The 22,109-nt window shown below is 46.2% G+C and carries 18 protein-coding genes; 14 read left to right on the top strand and 4 right to left on the bottom strand.

Annotated features, from left to right (window positions below):
* Positions 1–31: 31 nt before the first annotated feature.
* The 3 genes from AC5ZC7_RS16915 to AC5ZC7_RS16905 form a co-directional block, all read right to left on the bottom strand.
* The gene (locus AC5ZC7_RS16915) at positions 32–1,354 is read right to left on the bottom strand and encodes a Gfo/Idh/MocA family oxidoreductase (RefSeq protein WP_496157732.1); all 1,323 of its coding nucleotides are present in this window, start codon (positions 1,352–1,354) and stop codon (positions 32–34) included.
* Between the two features lie 261 nt (positions 1,355–1,615).
* Entirely contained in the window at positions 1,616–3,121 is a 1,506-nt protein-coding gene (locus AC5ZC7_RS16910) for a magnesium chelatase (protein ID WP_496157733.1), read from the bottom strand.
* Positions 3,122–3,228: 107 nt separating this feature from the next.
* Positions 3,229–4,323, bottom strand: a complete 1,095-nt coding sequence (locus tag AC5ZC7_RS16905) for a VWA domain-containing protein (protein ID WP_496157734.1) — start codon at positions 4,321–4,323, stop codon at positions 3,229–3,231.
* Between the two features lie 217 nt (positions 4,324–4,540).
* Between AC5ZC7_RS16905 and AC5ZC7_RS16900 the strand changes: the two genes are divergently transcribed.
* Both AC5ZC7_RS16900 and AC5ZC7_RS16895 read left to right on the top strand, forming a co-directional pair.
* Positions 4,541–5,386, top strand: a complete 846-nt coding sequence (locus AC5ZC7_RS16900) for a TIM barrel protein (RefSeq protein WP_496157735.1) — start codon at positions 4,541–4,543, stop codon at positions 5,384–5,386.
* 155 nt (positions 5,387–5,541) lie between these two features.
* On the top strand, positions 5,542–6,642 hold the full coding sequence (locus tag AC5ZC7_RS16895; RefSeq protein WP_496157736.1) for a T9SS type B sorting domain-containing protein: 1,101 nt from the start codon (positions 5,542–5,544) through the stop codon (positions 6,640–6,642).
* Between the two features lie 63 nt (positions 6,643–6,705).
* Here the strand turns inward: AC5ZC7_RS16895 and AC5ZC7_RS16890 are convergent, their stop codons facing one another.
* Positions 6,706–7,443 (bottom strand): ATP-binding protein, encoded by a 738-nt coding sequence (locus AC5ZC7_RS16890; protein ID WP_496157737.1) that lies wholly within the window; start codon positions 7,441–7,443, stop codon positions 6,706–6,708.
* A 405-nt stretch (positions 7,444–7,848) separates the two neighbouring features.
* Between AC5ZC7_RS16890 and AC5ZC7_RS16885 the strand changes: the two genes are divergently transcribed.
* From AC5ZC7_RS16885 to AC5ZC7_RS16830, 12 genes are all read left to right on the top strand, one after another.
* Entirely contained in the window at positions 7,849–8,568 is a 720-nt protein-coding gene (locus AC5ZC7_RS16885) for a response regulator (protein WP_496157738.1), read from the top strand.
* A 124-nt stretch (positions 8,569–8,692) separates the two neighbouring features.
* Positions 8,693–9,502, top strand: coding sequence for a polysaccharide biosynthesis/export family protein (locus AC5ZC7_RS16880; RefSeq protein WP_496157739.1), 810 nt, complete (start codon positions 8,693–8,695; stop codon positions 9,500–9,502).
* Between the two features lie 3 nt (positions 9,503–9,505).
* Positions 9,506–11,857 carry a polysaccharide biosynthesis tyrosine autokinase gene (locus AC5ZC7_RS16875; RefSeq protein ID WP_496157740.1) on the top strand — a complete coding sequence of 784 codons (2,352 nt, stop codon included), beginning with the start codon at positions 9,506–9,508 and terminating at the stop codon, positions 11,855–11,857.
* A gap of 98 nt (positions 11,858–11,955) precedes the next feature.
* Positions 11,956–12,462, top strand: a complete 507-nt coding sequence (locus AC5ZC7_RS16870) for a transcription termination/antitermination NusG family protein (protein ID WP_496157741.1) — start codon at positions 11,956–11,958, stop codon at positions 12,460–12,462.
* Positions 12,463–12,478: 16 nt separating this feature from the next.
* The gene (locus tag AC5ZC7_RS16865) at positions 12,479–13,501 is read left to right on the top strand and encodes a sugar phosphate nucleotidyltransferase (RefSeq protein WP_496157742.1); all 1,023 of its coding nucleotides are present in this window, start codon (positions 12,479–12,481) and stop codon (positions 13,499–13,501) included.
* Positions 13,502–13,526: 25 nt separating this feature from the next.
* On the top strand, positions 13,527–14,471 hold the full coding sequence (fcl, locus tag AC5ZC7_RS16860) for a GDP-L-fucose synthase (RefSeq protein ID WP_496157743.1): 945 nt from the start codon (positions 13,527–13,529) through the stop codon (positions 14,469–14,471).
* 10 nt (positions 14,472–14,481) lie between these two features.
* Positions 14,482–15,828, top strand: coding sequence for a nucleotide sugar dehydrogenase (locus AC5ZC7_RS16855; protein WP_496157744.1), 1,347 nt, complete (start codon positions 14,482–14,484; stop codon positions 15,826–15,828).
* Between the two features lie 30 nt (positions 15,829–15,858).
* Positions 15,859–16,956, top strand: coding sequence for a GDP-mannose 4,6-dehydratase (gmd, locus tag AC5ZC7_RS16850; RefSeq protein WP_496157745.1), 1,098 nt, complete (start codon positions 15,859–15,861; stop codon positions 16,954–16,956).
* A gap of 10 nt (positions 16,957–16,966) precedes the next feature.
* Complete coding sequence (locus AC5ZC7_RS16845; RefSeq protein WP_496157746.1) at positions 16,967–18,520, top strand: lipopolysaccharide biosynthesis protein; 1,554 nt, start codon at positions 16,967–16,969, stop codon at positions 18,518–18,520.
* 5 nt (positions 18,521–18,525) lie between these two features.
* A complete protein-coding gene (locus tag AC5ZC7_RS16840; RefSeq protein ID WP_496157747.1) occupies positions 18,526–19,689 on the top strand; it encodes a glycosyltransferase in 1,164 nt (387 codons plus the stop codon).
* Complete coding sequence (locus tag AC5ZC7_RS16835) at positions 19,673–20,938, top strand: O-antigen ligase family protein (protein WP_496157748.1); 1,266 nt, start codon at positions 19,673–19,675, stop codon at positions 20,936–20,938. Before AC5ZC7_RS16840 ends, AC5ZC7_RS16835 begins: the two co-directional genes overlap by 17 nt.
* A gap of 19 nt (positions 20,939–20,957) precedes the next feature.
* The gene (locus tag AC5ZC7_RS16830) at positions 20,958–22,103 is read left to right on the top strand and encodes a glycosyltransferase (protein ID WP_496157749.1); all 1,146 of its coding nucleotides are present in this window, start codon (positions 20,958–20,960) and stop codon (positions 22,101–22,103) included.
* Positions 22,104–22,109 lie beyond the last annotated feature (6 nt).

Below are 22,109 nucleotides of genomic sequence, written 5' to 3'. Positions count from 1 at the left end.
AGGTAGATGAAAAGGGCGGTGTTACTTTCGTTTATACGGTTACGTTAGGCAGTTTATACCCGTTATGGTATTGTGCTGCGAGCAGTTTGTTGGCATCGCTGTCGGTGAAGGCGCCTTTTTGGGCATCCCAGTATATTTTTTTACCGGTGCGATAGGCAATATTGCCCATTTGCGCCGTGGTAGCCACCAGTGAGCCTACCTGTACGGATGCGTGCAGGTCGTCCAGCTTGCGGGATTTTACTACTTCCACAAAATTGGTGGTATGCAGATCGAGGCCGTTGTCAACAGATTTTTGCCTGGGCACGGCTTCCATCTTGTCTTTTTCAGGAATCACTTCCCAGCCGCCGCGGTCCAGTACAAGCGTGCCATTGTTGCCAATAAAAGCAATACCATGATCACGGCCATAAGGGCCACCATCAATGCCAATGGCTTGTTCCCATTGAATATTATAATCTTCGAATTCGTATACCGTGGTGAGGGTATCCGGGGTTTCCGCGGCGTCATCGGGGTACGCGAATTTGCCGCCAGCAGCCATAATGGATTTGGGAGCAGAAGATTTCATGCCCAGCAGTGCATAATCGAGCAGGTGTACGCCCCAGTCGGTCATAAGACCACCGGCATAGTCCCAATACCAGCGAAAGTTAAAGTGGAAGCGGTTTTCGTTGAAAGGCCGTTTGGTGGCAGGGCCCAGCCAGGAGGCATAGTCTACACCGGGAGGCGGTGTGCCATCCGGTTTCACCGGGATAGATTTCATCCAGCCCATATACGCCCAGGCTTTCACCAGGCGTACTTTGCCCAGTTTTCCGGAGTGTACAAATTCGATGGCATCCTTAAAATGTTGCTGGCTGCGTTGCCACTGGCCCACCTGTACGGCGCGGCTATGGCGTTGTTGTGCACCTACCATGGCGCGGCATTCGATGATGGAGTTGCCCATGGGCTTCTCCACGTATACATCTTTACCGGCGGAGCAGGCATCGGTCATCTGGAGGCAATGCCAGTGGTCGGGCGTACCAATGATGACGGCATCGATGTTCTTATCTTCCAACAGCTTACGGTAATCGCTATAGGCTTTCACTTTGATGCCTTTGCCGGCCAGTTCGCTCACGCGTTTGTCGAGCACATTTTTATCGACATCACAGAGCGCCACGCATTGGGCAGCAGGATTTTTCAGCATAGCCGTTAAATCGGCCCAGCCCATGCCATTGATACCAATGGCAGCAATGTTAAGGCGATCACTGGCAGCGATTGTTCTAAGGGGTAACGCCTGTAAAGAAGCGGGTAGGGCAGACACCAGCCCGGCGCCGGCCACCAACGTGGAAGCCGATTTGATGAAGTTTCTACGGGAATTGTTCATGTAATAAAACGGTTTTGTGGAATTCTATAATTGTGTGATTGACACTAATTAATACAAAATAGGAAAATTTTGGAGGATTTTAGTGGATTTTGTCGGGAGGCAGGATTAAACTGATTTTTATTTTTTTGATTTTAAAAGATGAGGGAAGATACAAGCGGATAAATTTGCTTATATCTTCCCTCATCTTTTAAATCTTATAAAATCAAAAAAAATAACATCGGAAAATCAGTTTAATCCTGCTCCCCGACAACCTTCGCTGCACTATTCTTCTTCTGGTTCTTCTGCATCACCGCCCAGGCTGAAGTTCATCATGGTGCCAAGGAGGTCACTGAAGCGGGTTTCATTTTCCACTACTTTTTTGCTGATGAGCGAGTACGACGACAAGCCATGGAGTACAAATTCCATGAGCAGCAACGCTTCCTTGTTATTGGCTTTGGGGAAACGGGCTTTGATCAGTTCCCGCAGACCTTCCACTTTGCTGAGGGTAGCTTCGTATTGTTTGTCGCTGACATCTTGTAGCAGCTGTACGGAATTGCCTTTGTCGAACCACTGAATAACGCTACGGTAAGGGTTTTCAGCGGGGGCACCCTGTTTCTTTTTCTTGAAAGAGTCCGGATTCGGGAAATAAATGGCAAAGAGGGTACGAATGGCTTTGTCGAGCAGGTTATGTGCTACCTGCAGCGGGCCTTCCTGTTCGCCTTCATATACCAGTTCAATTTTACCGGTGATGGCTGGTATGATGGCCTGTAGATCGGCTATGCGTACCTGTGTTTCCTTTTCATTATTGATGATGGCGCGGCGTTCTCCGGCGCTGACCGCATTCTCATAGGCCGCGATGGTCAGACGGGCAGATACCCCGCTTTTTTTGTCTACGTATTCGCTGCCACGGGCTTCGAAAGAGACTTGTTCGATCAGGCGTTTTACCATATCGGCAATCTGCACTTTGCTAACCTGGTCGTCGTGTATATCGGCTTCCTGTTCGGTGATGAGCAGGGCGTTTTCGATGGTTTTCGGGTAGTGGGTGATGATCTGGCTCTCGATCCTGTCTTTCAGCGGCGTTACAATGGAGCCCCGGTTCGTATAGTCTTCCGGGTTAGCGGTAAACACAAACAGGATATCCAATGGCATTCTCACTTTGAAGCCCCTGATCTGGATATCGCCTTCCTGGAGGATATTGAACAGGGATACCTGTATGCGGGCCTGCAGGTCGGGGAGCTCATTAATGACGAAGATGCCGCGGTTGGAGCGGGGAATGATACCGAAGTGGATCACTCTTTCATCGGCGTAGCTGAGCTTCAGGTTAGCGGCTTTGATCGGATCGATATCACCTACCAGGTCGGCCACAGATACATCCGGGGTGGCGAGTTTTTCGCCGTACCGTGCGCTGCTATGGAGCCAGGTGATGGGTGTTTGGTCGCCTTTTTCCGCGATGAGGTCACGAGCGTAGCGTGACAGTGGATTAAACGGATCATCATTTACTTCTGATCCTTCAATCACGGGGATGTATTCATCCAGCAGATCGGTCATTTGCCGGGCCATGCGTGTTTTCGCCTGGCCGCGGAGGCCGAGGAACAGGATGTTATGCCGGGAGAGCAGGGCTCTTTCTGTGTCCGGGATAACGGTGTCTTCGTAGCCGATGATGCCGGGGAAAGCGCTTTCTTTATTTTTTAATTTTTTGATCAGGTTGCGCCTGATTTCTTCTTTTACTGATACTGTTTTATAGCCGCTTTTTTTGAGTTCGCCTAATGTTTTTATGCTTGTATTCATCTTTAATAATTACGAATTACAAATTACGAATTACGGATTGGTGGGGAGATTAGGAAGAATAGTCTTCGTGTTTATCATCTACACAGATCTGTAATTTAGAATTTTTGTTAATAGAATTTCCTTTTGCCGCTTTCGAAATCGCGGAAGAGAAACTGTCCGAGTTTGTCGGTACCGGAAAAGAACGCTTTACCGTTATTGGTTTCAGTAAATTCCTGTACAAACTGCTGTAGCCAGGGATCTGAGGCTACCATAAAAGTGGTGATGGGTATTTTTAATTTTTTGCATTGTGCGGCCAGGTTGAGGGTACGGTTGAGTATTTTCCTGTCGAGGCCGAAGCTGTTTTTATAATATTGTGATCCTATTTTCAGGCAGGTGGGTTTGCCATCGGTGATCATGAATATTTGTTTGTTTGGATTGCGCCGGCGGCGGAGCAGGTCCATCGCCAATTCCAGCCCTGCCACGGTATTGGTATGGAAAGGGCCTACCTGGAGGTAGGGGAGGTCTTTAATTTCTATCTGCCACGCATCGTTGCCAAATACGATGATGTCGAGGGTATCTTTCGGGTAGCGGGTGGTGATGAGCTCTGCCAGCGCCATAGCTACCTTTTTGGCAGGTGTGATCCTGTCTTCCCCATACAAAATCATGGAGTGGGAGATATCGATCATCAGGGCAGTAGACGTTTGTGTTTTGAAATCCGTTTCTTTTACTTCCAGGTCGTCCTGGCTGATGGAGAAACTGTCGATGCCATGATTGATTTGCGCGTTGCGGATAGAGGCGGTAATATCCAGTTGGTCCACGCCGTCGCCGAATTCGAAGGGGCGGGTTTCGGCATTGAGTTCGTCGCCCATGCCGGATTTGCGGACATTATGATTGCCGGTGGCTGATTTTTTCAGTTTTCCGAAAATTTCTTCCAGGGCATTTTTCCGGATAGTTTGTTCTGCTTTGGAAGTAATTTCAATGTCGCCGCTTTCCTCATTTTCGCGGATATATCCTTTGTCTTTCAGTTCTTGTATGAAGTCGCCGATCCCGTACTCCCCGTTGGTCAGTTTATACTCGTTATCCAGCTCAGTCAGCCATTGCAGGGCTTCTGACACGTCTCCGCTGGTGTACGTAAGGAGTTGGGTAAAAAGGTCCAGTAGTTTCTGGAAAGGTGGCTTCTTGTTGTCGTCCGGGTTGAACCTGGTGAATTGTATTCCTCTCATAGCTCTTCTTCTGATTTAAATTTACCACTTTTTTTTGAGCAGAAAGCATAAAGCGGAAAGCAAAAAGCTATTGTAGCGGATGAACCGGGCGGAAGACAATTTTATACTTAAATCATTCGTTACAATAGCTTTTTGCTTTCCGCTTTATGCTTTCTGCTCAAAAAACTTGCATTTTATCTTGAAAGCAACTACTTTCAATCATCAAAAAAAAATTCATATGAAAAAACTGAAAAATGCATTGATGCTGGCAGGCGGATTAGCAGTTGCATTATTTGCAAATTCCGCAGCCGGTCAGGCGAGGGCAGATGCAATAGGCTGGAAACTGGGAGCACAGGCCTGGACATTCAATCATTTTACTTTAGCAGAGGCACTGGATAAGATGGATAGCTGTGGCATCCAGTATGTAGAAGCTTTTCCCGGCCAAACCATTGGTGGTGGCATTGAAGGTAAATTCGATTACCATATGTCGCCTGATCAGCAGGAAAAAGTAAAGGCACTGTTTAAAAAGAAACACAAAGTGTTGGTAGCATTTGGGGTAGTAGTACCCGGATCTGCTGCAGAATGGCGTATGCTGTTCGATTTTGCGAACAGAATGGGCATTCAGAGCATTACGTCTGAACCTAAAGAAGAAGACCTGGACCTGATTTCTTCCCTGTGTGATCAATACCAGATCAAACTGGCGATTCATGACCATCCAAAACCAAGTCATTACTGGAATCCAGACATTGTGCTGGCGGCAATTAAAGGCAGAAGCAAACTGATGGGCGCCTGTGCTGATATCGGCCACTGGGTACGCTCAGGACTGGATCCGGTAGAATGTATCAAGAAACTGGACGGTCATATTGTAAGCCTGCATTTTAAAGACCTGGACAATAAATCTCCTGAATCTCATGACGTAATTTGGGGTAATGGTGTTTGCCAGATGCCCAAAGTGCTGGAAACATTGAAAGCACAGAAATTCAAAGGTTTATTTTCTGCTGAATACGAATACAACTGGGACAACAGTGTGCCAGATGTTAAAGCCAGCGCGGCTTTCTGGAGAACAATGGTTTCCAACCTGTAATCAATAACTTATTAATAGTCCGGAGATGGCGGTTTACCGCGATCTCCGGATTTTTTTTGTGGGTAGGTGATTCTTTTTCCCCGGCTACAAACTACTAATATGAGTATATGCCACCACTTTTATAACCGGTAATTTTATCGCAGTAAATATGACGAATGTTTTCAGAACCGGGTATCATTTACGGAATGCTATGCTGCTGGTGGTTTTTATTCTTCTCCATCCGGGTGGAGGCGCAACATATACCTCTCCGTAATCCTTCCCTGGAGGGGCCTCGGGGTAAAGGGCTATTGCCGGCTCCCTGGTATGTGGCTGCCGGTACACCTGATACCCAGCCGGGTGTTTTTGAGATAAAGCTGTTGCCGTCGGCAGGTAGCAGTTATGTAGGGCTGCATAGTGGCAAAGGGTTCCTGGAAGGCATCGGGCAGGAGTTGCCGGTGGCTATGAATGCGCATACGGACTATGTGTTGAGTTTTGACCTGGCGTATACGGCTTATTATCTTTATCCCACCTGTTATGGCAACCTGGCTATTTATGGCGGCAATGCGCCGGGAGATACCGCTGAACTCTTATGGACGTCGGGGAATTTTACGCATGAAAGCTGGCAGCGCTATGATGCGGTGCTAAGGCCTTCCGGCGCTTACCGGCATCTTTCATTTATAGCCTACCCCAATACGCCCTGTAATAAAAGTCAGTATGGTATTGCCTTGTTGCTCGATAATTTATCGGCGCTGGATCGCCTGGAATTGCCGGCTGTAACCGCGCAGGTACAACCCTGTAGCTGCGGGGAAGTGACGGATGGCAGCATTACAGCACATATTACCGGGGGAGTATCTCCTTTTCAGTATAGGTTAGATAATGGGAGATGGCAGGCAGACAGTGTATTTACAGCATTGGCAGCCGGGTCACATATTGTTGAAATACAGGATAGCCACCGTTTTACCGCGAGGGTCACCGCCAAAGTGGAGTCGCCCTGGAGAAATTGCCTGGTAGTAATGCCTACTGCTTTTACGCCTAATAATGATGGACAGAATGATGTGTTCCGGCCAAAAGTATATGATGCTATTCATGACTACCGGTTACGGGTATACGACCGGTGGGGACAATTGATTTTTTCCGGCACAGTACCGGAAGAAAGTTGGGACGGGACTTTTAAAGGAAGCCCTGCAGCGGTACAAGCTTACGTATACATATGCACGTATACAGATAGCCGTCAGCAATCACATGTTTTAAAGGGGACCGTATTGTTATTGCGATAATGTGATGTTGATTTGGGTTAAACAGCATGGAGGGAAGCGGGCTTTAAAGTGGTGGTATCATGATCAGGGCTGCGTAGTGCGGGCGTAAGGAAACGTAACTGTAAAAACAGATCCTTCTTTTCCACTGCTGACAGTGATAGTGCCGCTATTGGCGGTGACAAAGGATTTCACAATTGCCAGTCCCAGTCCTGTGCCTTCCCTGTTGCCAACATTTCCCGCCCGGAAGAAAGGAGTGAATAAAAAGCGTATATCCTTCTCCGGTATGCCGATACCATTATCTTTTACTTTGATGCGCAGTTGATCTTTCCTGTAGTGCAGGCTTAATAAAGGGCCAGGGCCGGAAGAGTATTTGAATGCATTGCTGATAAGATTGGTCAGGATGCCGGAAAGTTGGGTCCTGTCTATATTTACCGGTTGGGGGCGACCAGAAATTTTTATCCGCAGCTGACGTTTATCCGTTCGTTTGTGGAAGTACTGCTGCCGGATCATTTTGGCAAATGTGCATACGTCTGTTTCTTCCGGCTGACTAACAGGATTACCTGCTACCATGCTACCGGTAGTGAGTATGTCATCCACCATATTACTGAGAACAATTATTTCTTCTTTGATGCGGGAAATATTTCTTTCGTAAAATGGTAGCATCATTTCATCGAGTTGCATTTTTGTTTCCAGTAACTCTATGGAAGAAGAAATGGCTGTAATGGGGGTTTTAAATTCATGCGTAGCCATGGAAATATATGCTGTTTTCATTTCCACTAAAGATGTCTGGCTGACGGCATGCCTGTTGATGTGTTTCGGCATACGGGTATTTTTGGTTGAACAGAAATATGGTTACTATTTCGATGGATATGGGTTGACAGGACAAATATGCTTATGTACACAATATAGTGAAGTTTTTATTAAAATTATATTATGTTATTTATAATATGTTATATAATTTCTTTAATGTGCCTTTTCAGTATGTATTTGGCAGGATTTTTTAAAAGAATAAACGAATTGTAATATTTAAACTAGATGTAGAAAATATAAATATATAATTATTTATAAATTGTCTTTTCGAATGCTCGTATCGACGAACGTATATATAATTTATTGATAAACAGATTATTAATATTTTTTACTATCTCCCTATTTCTTTTCCTGTTATATTTACTTATCAGATATTTTATTGTACCATATCAATTGAAAACCTTACCCCTTTTTTGTATGATTAATATTGGAATCATTGAAGACAACCATTTTCTATTAAACAATTACCGGGAGTTCCTGGAAGATTTCCAGGAATGTAAAGTGGTATTTGCCTGTAAATCGATAGAGGAATTTATTTCCCTGCCGGTAATTTACCCAGATGTAAAAGTGATCCTGCTGGACATCAGTTTGCCTGGTATTTCGGGTATTGACGGTATCCCGGAAGTAAAGCGACTTTATCCCGAAACGAAGGTGGTTGTATTATCAGGACATGAGGGCAAACAGTATATTATTGAGGCTATTAAAAAAGGCGCCAATGGTTATATTATCAAGACCAGCCGCCTGAGTGACATCTACCAGTCTGTTATGGACACGGTGCAAAGCGGCGCCGCATTATCTCCCAAGGCAGCGCATCTGCTCATTAGCCATCTGAATAAAGATCCCCTGGAAAGTATCAAAGATAAACTGACCCGCCGGGAGTACGAATTCGTCACGCTACTGAAAGAGGGTTACTCATATAAGGAAATGGCAGAGCGGATGTTTGTTACTGTGTTTACGGTGAACCAACATCTGAAAAAAGTATATCAGAAGCTGAATGTTTCCACCAAATCAGAATTGATTTCAAAAATTTGGTCAAATAATTTATTCCCTGTCTTCGTTTTTGCAACAATGCCTTCTTTTTATTCAGATTTTAATTTAATTGATATGTTCACTGATTTTGTGATTGACTTACTTTAATGAGTAACAGGAAATGAAGGAATACCTGAATTTATACTATAGTGAGTAATTGAAAGCGTGGGTTAACTGAACTAATATTGTATGGAGCGATAAGGACAGTGTAAGTGATGATGTAAAACGCCATATGATGATATTGAAAACCTGCTTAACCTGGATAGGATGGGGATTGCTATGCTTCAGTTGTTTGTTTACTTCCTGCGTGTCAACTAAAAATGCTGTTTATTTCAGTGATATAAAAGACACGGTATTGTCGCCCGTTGATGGCAATTTTGAACCCAGGATACAGAAGAATGATATACTGCAGATTAACGTAAGCAGTCTTAACCCGGAGGATGTAATTATCTACAATGTATCCAATATGACTTCTGCTTCCGGCGCAGGAGGCGCCAATGCCGGAGCCGGCGCCATGTTGGGCGGATTCCTGGTAGATGAACAGGGATACATTCAATACCCGGTAATAGGACCGGTAAAAGTAACGGGTCTTACGAAAAAAGCACTCACTGTTTATCTCCACGATCAACTGATAGAACGTAAACTGCTGGTAGACCCGGTGGTCAGTATACGCTTCCTTAACTACCGCGTAACGATCCTGGGAGAAGTGAGTAAACCGACAGTGGTAAACGTTACGAACGAAAAAATATCAGCACTTGAAGCGTTGGGAATGGCGGGAGATATAACGGTATTCGGTAAACGAAATAATATCCTGTTAATCCGGGAGGTAGACGGAGAGCGGATTATACGCCGCATTGACCTGAATGATAAGCGTATTCTTAATTCTCCTTACTATTTTCTGCAATCCAATGATATACTATATGTGGAACCTAACAGATCAAAAATAGCTACTGCTGATCGTTCCCGGCAAATACTGCCTATTGTTCTCAGCAGTTTGTCCTTACTCGTTATTATCCTGGACCGTTTAGTCATTAATAAGTAGCATATGCAAAAAGTAAACGGAAATAAGACCCAACAAGGAGAAACGCCATTGAGTGTACTTACGCTCATCCGCTCCCGTTATCTGCCTTACTGGCCGGTGTTTGCAGTGGCTGTGGTAGTTGCGGTGGCAGGCGCTTTCCTTTATCTTCGCTATGCTACCCCATTGTATAAAATTTCCGGTGTGCTGCTGGTACAGGAAGCTACCAACGGCCTTGCTGCCAGCGATATGTTGCAGTCGCTCGACCTGATGGGTGGCGGTAAAACCGTCATGGAAAATGAAATAGAAATACTGAAATCGCGTACCCTAACGAAAGCGGTTATACGAAATCTTAATCTTTATGGAGAAGTGATAGAAGAAGGGAAGATAAGAGATGTGGTACTGTATAAAAATAGCCCGCTGAAATTTGTTTTCCTGGAGCCAGACGCCATACAGATGGCGGCAACAGGTATGTGGCCATTTACTTACAATGCCGCAGCCAGGCAGGTACTCATAGATGGGAAACGCTACCCGGTAGGGGACACCGTGCAAACCCGCTGGGGGAAATTAGTGATACAGCCGCAGGGCAAACGACCGGATACAACCACGAATTATACCTTGCATTTGATGACTGAAAAGCAATGGATGCAACTATTGCTGGCCACCATGAAAATTATGCCCGCTGCCAAAGCCGGCAGTGTAGTAGACCTGGAGTATACAGATGCTGCACCGGAAAGAGGAGAAGACATTGTGAATGAACTGATCAGTGTTTATAATAAAGCGGCCGTGGAAGATAAGAACCGGACTTCTACCAACACTATGAACTTCGTGGAAGAACGCCTGCGTATTGTAAGTGCGGAACTGGGGCGGGCAGAAACACAGGTGGAGCGCTTTAAAACAGCGGAAGGCATTGTAGATATCAGCGAGCAAAGTAAGCTGTTCCTGGCCAGTGTACAGGAAAACGACCGGAAAATCAGCGAAGCCAATATGCAGTTATCGGTGTTGGATGCGATTGAAAAATATGTGACCAGTCAGAATCCTGGCGGAAACATCGTACCCGGAACGCTCGGTCTTTCTGATCCGGTATTACTGGAACTGGTAACGAAATTATCAGAAACGGCATTACAGCTGGAACGGTTGCGTAAAACAACCGGCGAAAACAGCCCGCTACTGGCCAGTTTAACGCGGCAAATGGATCGACTGAAACCAGCCATCGAGGAAAATATCGGCAGCTTGCGTGCCAATCTGCAGGCTGGTATGACAAGATTACAAGCAGAGAACAGTCGTAATATGGGCATCATCCGCAGTGTGCCCGGTAAGGAAAAAGCCCTGCTGGAAGTAAGCCGGCAGCAGGTGATCAAGAATAACATTTACACCTTCCTGTTAGAGAAACGGGAAGAAACAGCACTGGCTTATGCTGCCGCGGTATCAGACAGCCGGATAGTAGATGCTGCAGAATCTGCCGCCTATCCTTTCAGTCCGCAGAAACCGATGGTGCTGGGCATTTCCGTACTGGCCGCCCTCGCGCTTGTAGCCGGATTTGTTTCCGTGAAAGATATGATGAACCGGGAAGTGATGTTCCGTGCGGATATCGAGAAAGTGACGAATGCGCCTATTGCAGCTGAAATAATGTATCACGAAGGGAAAGATCCGGTTGTGATGAGCAACAACAGCAGAACTGCTGTAGCAGAACAATTCAGGGCATTAAGAACTTCGTTATCCTACATTGGCCTGAATGGGGACCGTAAAACGTTACTGGTTACGTCGTCCATTTCCGGGGAGGGAAAAAGTTTTATATCAATGAACCTGGCGATGAGCCTTTCCCTTGCCAAAAAGAAAGTAGTACTGCTGGAATTTGATCTGCGAAAACCAATGATCAGCAAAATGCTGGACATGCGTGCAGATCCGGGCATCAGCAACTACCTGGTAGGTAAAGCCTCTTTACAGGACATCATGCGAAAGGTGGGGGACAATGACTTTTTATATCTCTTGTCTGCCGGTGTTATGCCTCCTAATCCCAGTGAGCTTATTTTGAATGGTCAGCTGGAACATTTGCTGCATGAGTTGAAAGAGCGTTTTGATTATATCATTATTGACTCAGCCCCGGTGGGTCTGGTAACAGATGCCAGGTTAATTGCTCCTTTCTGTGATGCTGCGCTGTATGTGGTGCGCCACCAACGTACCCCCAAAAATTACCTGAAACTGGTAGAAGAGTTGTATCAGAACAGGGAGCTGGGAAAACTGAATATTGTTTTTAACGGTATAAAAAGACAAGGAGTGGCTGGGTACGGATATGGCTCCGGGTACGGTGACATTAACGGATACGGCTACACGGAAGTAACCAAAAAAACCGGGTTATTCAAACGCGGTGTAAAGTAATAACAACCCTTTTTATTGGATATTCGGGCGAAGCTATGCCCGGTTCTGCCTTTGTAAGTTCCTCACAAAACTATCCGATCACCTTAAAACTGGCTCCTATGTTTAATGAACAACCATTAGCCTGGTATGCTGCGTATACCCGGCCCAAATGCGAAAAAAAAGTAGCTGACCTGTTTACGCGCAAAAAAGTAGAACACTACTATCCTGTAAAGCAGTTGGTGCGCGCCCGTAAAATTATAGAGGAACCACTTTTGCCTTCTTATGTATTTGTACACATTCCTGAAAGCAGAAGTTGGGTAGTACGGGAAACGGATAACGTTGTTAACCTGGTATACTGGCTGGGCGCACCTGCGGTGATACCCGATCACGAAATTGCGTTGATGCGGCGTTTCCTGAATGATTACGAAGATGTAGCGGTAGAACAGTTTCCTATTAAGGCTGGCAACGAAAGAACGCAGTCGGGGGGAGGCAAAATTATAGAGATAAGCAGCAACCGTGTGAAAGTAGAACTCAGCAGTTTAGGATGTATGCTGGTAGCCAAAGTACCGTCAAGAGAAATAACAGTGATAACAGGTAGTAAAGCCGTAAACGGAGACCATTACTGATTAAAACATCAATCCTATGATACAGCATGTTATTCTTTGCGGCGGCTCCGGCACGCGGTTATGGCCTTTGTCCAACCAGCAAACGCCCAAGCAGTTATTGACCTTGTTCGATGGTTATAGTCTTCTGCAACTGGCTTTCCGGCGTAACCGGTTTGCCTGTAGCAAAGTAATGGCGATTGTTAATGAGCAGCAGGCGGAAATTGTAGCAGAACAACTCACGCAGGCAGGAGCGGATTCACCGGTATGCCTGGCAGAACCTGTGGGCCGTAATACCGCCGCCGCCATTGCGTTGGCAGCCTTTGTAGCCGATCCGGAAACTACTTTATTAATCACACCCGCTGATCATCTTATCGGCACCCCGGATCGATATGCCATGGCCATAGAAACAGCCGGTATCCTGGCTGCGGGTAACCATATTGTTACCATCGGGTTGGTACCCACTTACCCGGAAACAGGATTCGGTTACATCAGTTATTCCGGTCATGATGTGCTGCATTTTGTGGAAAAGCCGGATCGTCCGGTAGCAGAAGCCATGCTGGCAGCCGGCGGCTTCCTCTGGAACAGCGGTATCTTTTGTTGTAAGGCCCGTATCATGCTGCAGGAATTACAAAAGCATGCACCCGCCATTTATGAAGCAGCGGCTATTGCCGCGGAAGAATGGAAAAACACCGGGATACTCTCACGTGAAACCATGGAAGCCATTCCCTCAGATAGCATCGACTATGCTGTACTGGAAAAAAGCAACATTGTAAAAGTGGTGCCTTCAAAAATGGACTGGAGCGATGTGGGCAGCTATGAAGCCCTGGCAGACGCACTTTCCCATCATTATCAGTACCGGAATCACCAGGCGGTATTCATTGAAAGTGATCCGCACAATAACATGGTGATTGGAAAAGATAAACTGATCGCACTGGTTGGCGTGGAAAATATGGTGGTGGTAAATACCGCCAGCGCGCTGCTGATCATGCAGCGCGGAAGGGGGCAGGATATTAAACAATTGCACCAGTGGGTAAGGGAAAACCGCCCGGAACTATTATAAACAGTAACATTTATAATCAACCTATATGGAAGCAAATGATCCGATTTATATAGCTGGTCACCGGGGAATGGTGGGTAGCGCCATTAAAAGGAGACTGGAAGTATTGGGCTACCAACATATCATCACACGTAACTCCGGTAGTCTTGATTTACGTAAACAGGCAGAAGTGGATGACTTTTTTGCCACTGAGAAGCCAGCCTACGTATTCCTGGCAGCAGCCAAAGTAGGAGGGATTCATGCCAACAATACCTACCGTGCGGAATTTTTATATGATAACCTGATGATAGCCGCCAATGTAATACATGCCGCGTGGAAACACCAGGTTACCAAACTGCAATTCCTGGGTAGTTCGTGTATCTATCCCCGTATGGCGCCCCAACCGATCAAAGAGAGTTTTTTACTTACCGGCCTGCTGGAGCAAACCAATGAGCCTTATGCCATCGCTAAAATAGCTGGCATCAAACTCTGTGAGGCTTACCGCGACCAGTATGACTGCAATTTTATCAGTGTGATGCCCACCAACCTGTTTGGAATAGGAGACAACTATCATCCTGAAAATGCGCACGTATTACCCGCACTGATCCGCCGCTTTCATGAAGCTAAAGTGAATAATAAGCCATCGGTAACGGTATGGGGAACGGGAACGCCTAAACGTGAATTTCTTTTTGCAGATGACCTGGCAGATGCCTGCGTTTACCTGATGCAGCATTATAATGAAAAAGAACCGGTGAACATCGGTATAGGAGAAGATCTGACTATAAGGCAACTGGCAGAATATATTAAAGAGGTGGTTTGCTATGAAGGAGAATTGATATTCGACGCATCTAAGCCGGATGGTACTCCCCGCAAGCTTATGGATGTATCCCGCCTGCACCGCCTGGGATGGAAACATAGCATCAGTCTGAAAGAGGGGCTGGTAATGGCTTACAGGGACTTCCTGCAGCAGGATCAGTTTAAGTTACAATCTTAAATATAATGGTATGAAAGTCGTGATTGTAGGTACCGGATATGTTGGTTTAGTAACCGGCGCTTGTTTGGCAGAAGTAGGAACAGAAGTGGTCTGTGCAGATGTGGATGCAGGAAAAATTGGCCGCCTGCAAAATGGGGTGCTGCCCATTTATGAACCAGGTTTGCAGGAAATCGTGGTGCGTAATCAGCAAAGCGGGCGCCTGTCATTTACTACAGATCTGGCAAAAGCCCTACCGGGTGCGGAAGTAGTATTTATAGCGGTAGGAACTCCTCCCGGCGAAGATGGAAGCGCCGACCTGCAATATGTATTACAGGTGGCAGACCAGATAGGCGCGCTAATGACCAACTACCTCGTGGTGGTGACCAAAAGCACCGTGCCGGTGGGTACTGCCGTGAGGGTGAACAGGGCGGTAAAGGAAAGTTTATCGGCACGGCAGCTGATCATAGACTATGATATAGCTTCCAACCCGGAGTTTTTGAAAGAAGGTGCGGCCGTAAATGATTTCCTGAAACCGGATCGTATCGTCATTGGTGTTAATACCACCAGGGCGCGCCAAACGCTGGAGCAATTGTACCGTCCCTTCCTGCTCAATGGCCATCCTATTTTATTTATGAACATCGCCTCTGCAGAAATGACCAAGTATGCTGCCAATGCCATGCTGGCAACCAGGATTTCCTATATGAATGATATCGCCAATTTGTGCGGACTGGTAGGTGCTGATATTAACCAGGTGCGTAAAGGAATTGGCAGTGATCCACGCATTGGTAAGCACTTTCTTTATCCCGGTATGGGCTACGGCGGTTCCTGTTTTCCGAAAGATGTAAAAGCACTGGCGCAAACCGCCCGGGAATATGGTTACCAGCTGCGTATCCTGGATGCCGTGGAAGCGGTAAACGAAGACCAGAAGAAAGTACTATTCGGGAAAGTGCTTCGTCACTTTGACGGAGACCTCAAAGGTAAAAAGTTTGCCGTATGGGGATTATCGTTCAAACCCAATACGGATGATATGCGGGAAGCACCGTCCCTGGTGCTGATCCGCAGCCTGCTGGATGCCGGCGCCACGGTTAGTGTATACGACCCCGTAGCCATGAAAGAGGCATTACCTTACCTGGGAAGCAGCGTCACCTTCGCAGATGACATGTATAGTGCCGCAGAAAATGCCGCCGCTGTGCTGCTGGTAACAGAATGGAATACTTTCCGGATGCCGGATTGGCAACGCCTGCATGGGCTGTTGCAAACCCCTTTACTTTTTGATGGCAGGAATATTTATGATGACATACAACTGGTCAAGCATGGATTTACTTACTACGGCATTGGCAACACCGCTGCTAATACCATCAACGCACTAATGCAGTAACAATTATTTTTTATCACTAAAACAGATCATATGAAAGTAGCCCTGATAACAGGTATTACCGGCCAGGATGGCGCTTATCTGGCAGAATTGCTGCTGAGTAAGGGATATATGGTACATGGTGTTAAACGCCGCGCTTCTTTAATCAATACAGAACGTATTGATCATTTGTACCAGGAAATGCATAGTGAGAATATTCGTTTCCGGCTACACTACGGCGATATGACCGATAGCACCAACCTGATCCGCATTATACAGGAAACGCAGCCAGATGAAATTTATAACCTGGCGGCGATGAGCCATGTACGGGTGAGCTTTGATACGCCCGAATACACCGCCAACGCAGATGGCATTGGTACGCTGCGCTTGCTGGAAGCCCTGCGTATCCTGAAGCTGGAAAAGAAAACCCGTATTTACCAGGCCAGCACTTCTGAATTGTATGGGTTGGTACAGGAAGTACCTCAGAAGGAAACAACACCCTTTTATCCCCGTAGTCCGTATGCGGTGGCCAAGTTATATGCTTACTGGATTACTGTGAACTACCGGGAGGCATATGGGATGTATGCCTGCAATGGCATCCTGTTTAATCATGAAAGCCCGTTACGCGGGGAAACTTTTGTTACCCGGAAAATTACCAGGGGCGCTGCGGCTATCGCTTTGGGATTGCAGGAGAAATTATACCTGGGTAACCTGGATGCGCAGCGTGACTGGGGCCATGCAAAAGATTATGTGGAAGCGATGTGGCGCATACTGCAACAGGAGAAACCCGATGATTATGTAATTGCTACCGGTATTACCACTACGGTACGTGAATTTGTACGCATGTCATTTGCTGAACTAGGTATCACTGTTACGTTCCAGGGAACCGGGGTAGAAGAAATCGGTGTGGTAACAGCCTGCACCAATGAAGTATATGCGTTGCCATTAGGTAAGGAAGTAGTGGTCATTGATCCCCGTTATTTCCGTCCTACTGAAGTAGAACTGCTCATTGGCGACCCTACCAAATCCAAAACGGTACTGGGTTGGGAACCTGCCTATGATTTACCGGCACTGGTAAAAGAGATGATGGCGAGTGACGTGGAATTGTTTGCCAAAAAAGAAGTAACACAACTGGAACACTTAATCGGATAATTCAACAAAGATGCAGGTAGCAAACAGGGTGATATTAAATACAGGTGCGCTCTACGGACGGATGCTCATTACCGTTTTTATTTCATTGTACGCTACCCGGTTGGTGCTGAACTTACTGGGGGCGGCTGATTATGGGCTGTTCAACCTGATCAGTGGCGTCATTGCCATGCTATCATTTCTGAATATCGCTATGACCATCAGCACACAACGGTATATGTCTTTTCACCTGGGTACAAAAGACAGCAATAAATTGAAGATGGTATTCAACTCCAGTTTGCTGCTGCATTTTATACTAGGCCTGGCACTTGTTGTTTTATTCGAAGTAGCCGGCAGTTACCTGTTTGCCCATGTGCTGAACTACCCGGCAGAACGTACTACAGCAGCCAGGCTTATCTTTCAGTTCATGGTGGTCAGTGCTTTTTTTACCATCATCTCTGTACCCTACGATGCTACACTCATCGCACAGGAAAACATGGTGATGGTAGCCATACTGGGAGTTGTAGAGTCGCTGGGCAAGCTGCTGATTGCGGTGATACTGCAATATACCGCCTACGATAAACTGATTGTATACGGTGCGTTGATGGCGCTGTTAACGGTATTGTTGCTGCTTTTTAAGCAGGTCTACTGCGCCATGAAATACGAAGAAGCAAGGATTCGGCTTCGCAGCTATTTCGACGGGCATTTGCTGAAAGAAATGTTTGCTTATGCCAGCTGGAATATGTTTGGTGCCGGCAGTGTTGTGGCCCGTAACCAGGGGATTGCGCTTTTGCTGAATGTTTTTTTTGGTACCATCGTTAATGCGGCCTATGGTATTGCCAACCAGGTGAATGCACAATTGAGTTATTTCTCGGTTACCATGCTGAGGGCGTTAAATCCACAGATCATTAAAAGTGAAGGTAGTGGCGACCGTGCGAGAATGTTGCGGCTGGCTATGATTGCCAGTAAATTCTCCTTTTTCCTGCTGAGCTTTTTCTCCATCCCTATAATGATTGAAATGCCTTTTGTGCTGCAATGCTGGTTGAAGCAGGTACCTGCTTACACGGTAATGATGTGCCGCCTGATAATTATTGCTACACTCATCAACCAGTTATCTGCCGGTATACAGGTAGCTGTGCAGTCGGTAGGGAAGATTAAAAAGTACCAGGTGGTAGTTAGTACCATCGTGCTGCTTAACCTGCCTGTTGCATGGCTATTGCTTAAAGCCGGTTATCCTGCCGCCACGGTGTTGGTCAGCGCCATTGGCATTGAAGTGGTGAGTGGTATTTACCGCATGGTGGCTGCCAAAGAGATAACCGGGCTGTCGCCGGCGCTGTTCACGAAACAAGTGATTGTAAAGGCCGTGACGCCGGTGATATTATCTACTGCATTGGCAGGTTTACCACAATTATTTCTACCGGAAGGATTCCTGCGCCTGGGTGTTACTACTTTGGCAGGTGCGTTGGCCATGGCAGTATGGATACGCCTGATCGGGTTAACACCGGATGAAAACGCAAAAATGAGGCAATTATTTAACCGGATCTTTTCAAAACTACAGGCCAGACTGGTAGTACTAAAAGCGAACTAACGTATATGTATATACTCTTCTTCACAGATATATCTCCTTTTCCGCAGAACGGAGGAGAACGGATCAGGAGCTACTACCTGATTAAAGCCTTATCGCAGCTGGGATATCAGGTAATTGCCTTAGTGCGGAATGTGGAAAAAGTGGACTTGCAGCAATATCATCTCCCTAATGTTATTTTTTATACCTACGAAGCAAAACCTTATGACCTGGTCACTCGCATTACCGGTAAGCAGTACTTTCAGCGTTCACCACAGGTGATGAATATGTTTGAAGAATTATGCCAGGAGTACCCGATATCCGCTGCTATACTGGATTATGGTTATGTGGGGCATTATATTTCTTTTTTCAGTGCCAGGAATATACCGGTGATACTGGGTACGCATAATGCACAACCTATGATCACCTGGCAGTTGCCATCCAATAACCTGCTGGATAAACTGCGCAAGCTGCAATTGTTTGGCATGGAGAAACTGCATGAGCGTCTTTATTTTAAGAAGGCTGCCGCGGTTTTAGTAGTAAGTGAAGATGATTACGTGTACCATACCCGCTTCCTGGACAAACAGCGAGTTTTTACGGTACCTAATTTCCTGGATCAGAAAGACTATCACCTGTTCGGCAAAAAGCAGCAACGGGTACTGGTCATGACAGCTAACTTCGGTGTATATATGAATTTCGCCGGACTGAAATGGTTTGTGGAAAATGTATGGGACGAGGAATTGGCCGGTAAATACGACCTGTGGCTGGTAGGCAGGGGATCTAAAGAAGCCCTGAAGCGGATTACCGGCAAAGAGGAATACCAGAACATTGTTGCTTTTGGGAAAGTTGATGATGTGAAATGGTATATCTCTGTGGCCAGCGCCGTTATTATCCCATTGATACATGGCAGTGGTACCCGGTTAAAATGCCTGGAGGCGATGGCGTTGAGAACCCCTGTTATCAGCACCACAAAAGGAGTAGAAGGGGTTAAAAGTAAACATTTCATCGTAGCAGATGAACCGGCGGATTTTAAGCAATCACTACTCAACTTTGAGCGTGATACGGATAAAGGCGACAGGCTGCAGGAAGATTTTCAGCTGGAGTACAGCCTGGAAGTAAACCGGCAACGGCTGCAACAGATTGTTAACTACGCTGTGCGCGGTAAAATACCTGCCTATGTTCAACCGGCTTAAAATAGCCATGTATACGTTGTTGAGTGGCGTTAATATGGCGCTGGTCGGGCAGCTGAAGCTGAATGAGATCATGGTGATCTTGTCTGCGCCCTTTGTATTTGATGTGCGCGACTTCAAAAACTATCCATTGTTCCGGAAGATCATTGTTGCCCTGGTGGCCTTGTTCATTTTCCAGGTGATCACTGATCTGTTTGTTGTAAAAAGCACCTCTGAAAATTTTATGCGGGGATGGGCGGCGATTATTATGTCTATCCTGTCTTTTCTCTTTTTGTTTAAAACATTGAAAGATGATAAAGCAATTTTTTTCTTTCTCTGTATGACCCTTATAAAAAATATTATCTGGACAGATGACAATGCGGACACAGATATGTCGTACTTCAAGTTTAAGATGGTGCCAATTTTGTCGTATGGCGTATATATCCTGTCCTTTTTATTATATCGCAGCGGGCAGTGGAAATCCGTACTGGCGTTACTGTTAGGATACTGCCTCCTTTGTTTTGCACGCGACTCCCGGTCCACCGGCATGGTATTTTTTATTGGCGCCATCATCATATACTGCTTCAACAGCGGCATGTACCTGACGCGGGATCGTTTACTGGTGTTTGGGTTAGCCGGCGCCATCCTGTTTCAGTTTGCTTATGTGAGTTATGTAAACGGCGTATTGAATCATGAAATAGGTGGGGAGCATGCCTCAGAACAGGTAGACCGCCTGGATAATCCGTATAACCCGCTGGAATTACTGATGACAGGAAGGGGTGAAACATTTGCGGCGCTTGCTGCCATCAGCGATGCACCTTTATTTGGTCATGGTTCATGGGCTAAAGATGACAACCTGAAATACTACCGCATTTTGTTGTTATACCAGAATGAAGAGATGAACGAACAACTGGCTGTTTCAACGGATCACCTGATTCCCAGTCATTCCATACTGTTGGGGGCCTGGGTAAACTGTGGCGTCGGAGGATTTGTAGCGGTATTGCTGGTATTCATTTTACTGCTTAGAATGGGTTTTTACCTGGTAAGACATGCAGCAGATACTGCGCTGTACCCGGTGCTGGTGCTTATGACAATAGGGGTGATCTGGACATTTCTTTTTTCCCCGATACAGCAGTTACGGTTTAATATACCGGCAATAGGTGCTATCCTGCTAAGGGCCTACTATGAATGTGTGCAGGAAGAAACAGCCATGGATGACATTGTGTTTGCAAACGACACTACAGATTTCATTTCTCCCGAAGGGAAAATATAAAAGATAAAAAATAGCTGCTATGAAAATATGTTTCATCACACTTGGCGATATTAAATTCATTGCCACCATGAAAAGAGCCATCGGAATGGCTGATCCGCTGTTAGCACTGGGTTGGGAAGTGGCCATCATTGTGCAGGACAGCGAAGAAAACAGGAAACGTATTGCCATGGAGTGCAGTGAAGCGGTGAAAATATATTACTACCCCGAGGGAACAGCTGCTGAGGAAGTGCAGGCAAAAACGGCACTGGTCAACCAGATTGCACCAGATTATATTTTGTTTTGCTCCTTTAGTTTCCGCAATCGCATTTTGAAAAATAAGCTGAAGCTGAAACCCACGATTCTAATTGAACACTCAGAATTGCCATCTGGTATTCCGGATAACAAGGGCCTGCGTAGAATTGCTATGCTGGCCCTGGAATACTGGTCTGTGTTGTACGCAGATGGTTTGTTATGTGCCAGCAGGTATCTCTGTAAAACCTATACGAAAAGAGCAGCGCAATTATTCCGCAAGCAGCTACCGGTCCTTTATTCGCCATACGCATTTAACAATGATGTGATGGAATCGCCCCGCATCCGCTATAAAGAACTGGAAGAAGCTTATCGTGATAAAACCCTGCTTATTTATATGGGTACTATGACACGCAACTACGGATTGTTTACCATGTTGAATGCGATGGAGATGATCAGTAAGGAACGTACAGATGTAACCTTGTTGTTATTGGGACAGGGCCGGCATCTGGCGGAAGCAAAAGAGTTTGTCAAAGCAAAAAAGCTGGACTTCCAGGTGCAGTTTATGGGGTATACCGCAGAAGAAGAACTGAGTTCTTATTTCGCTGCTGCCGATGCTTTTATTTCTCCATTGAACGATACGGTGCAGGACTGGGCGCGGTGTCCCAGTAAGATCTACATGTACATACCGTTTAATAAGCCGGTGTTCACCTGCCGCATTGGAGAGCCATTGGAAATATTTGGAGAGCAGGGATATTATTTCAACAATACTGCACCAGCATCACTCGCGGCATTGATCAGCCAGCTGGCAGCGGGTAAACTGGCGCCGGTAGCCGTAAATAAGGATGCGCACAGCTGGGCCAAACGGGCGGCCGATCTGACAGAGTGGGCCGGTAACCATTACGGTGCGAAGGTATTACGTATTGCTAACCTGTAAATAATT

The sequence above is a fragment of the Chitinophaga sp. 9-1-y genome, from assembly GCF_059511905.2.
This window is presented reverse-complemented; position numbering and strand designations above follow the sequence as displayed.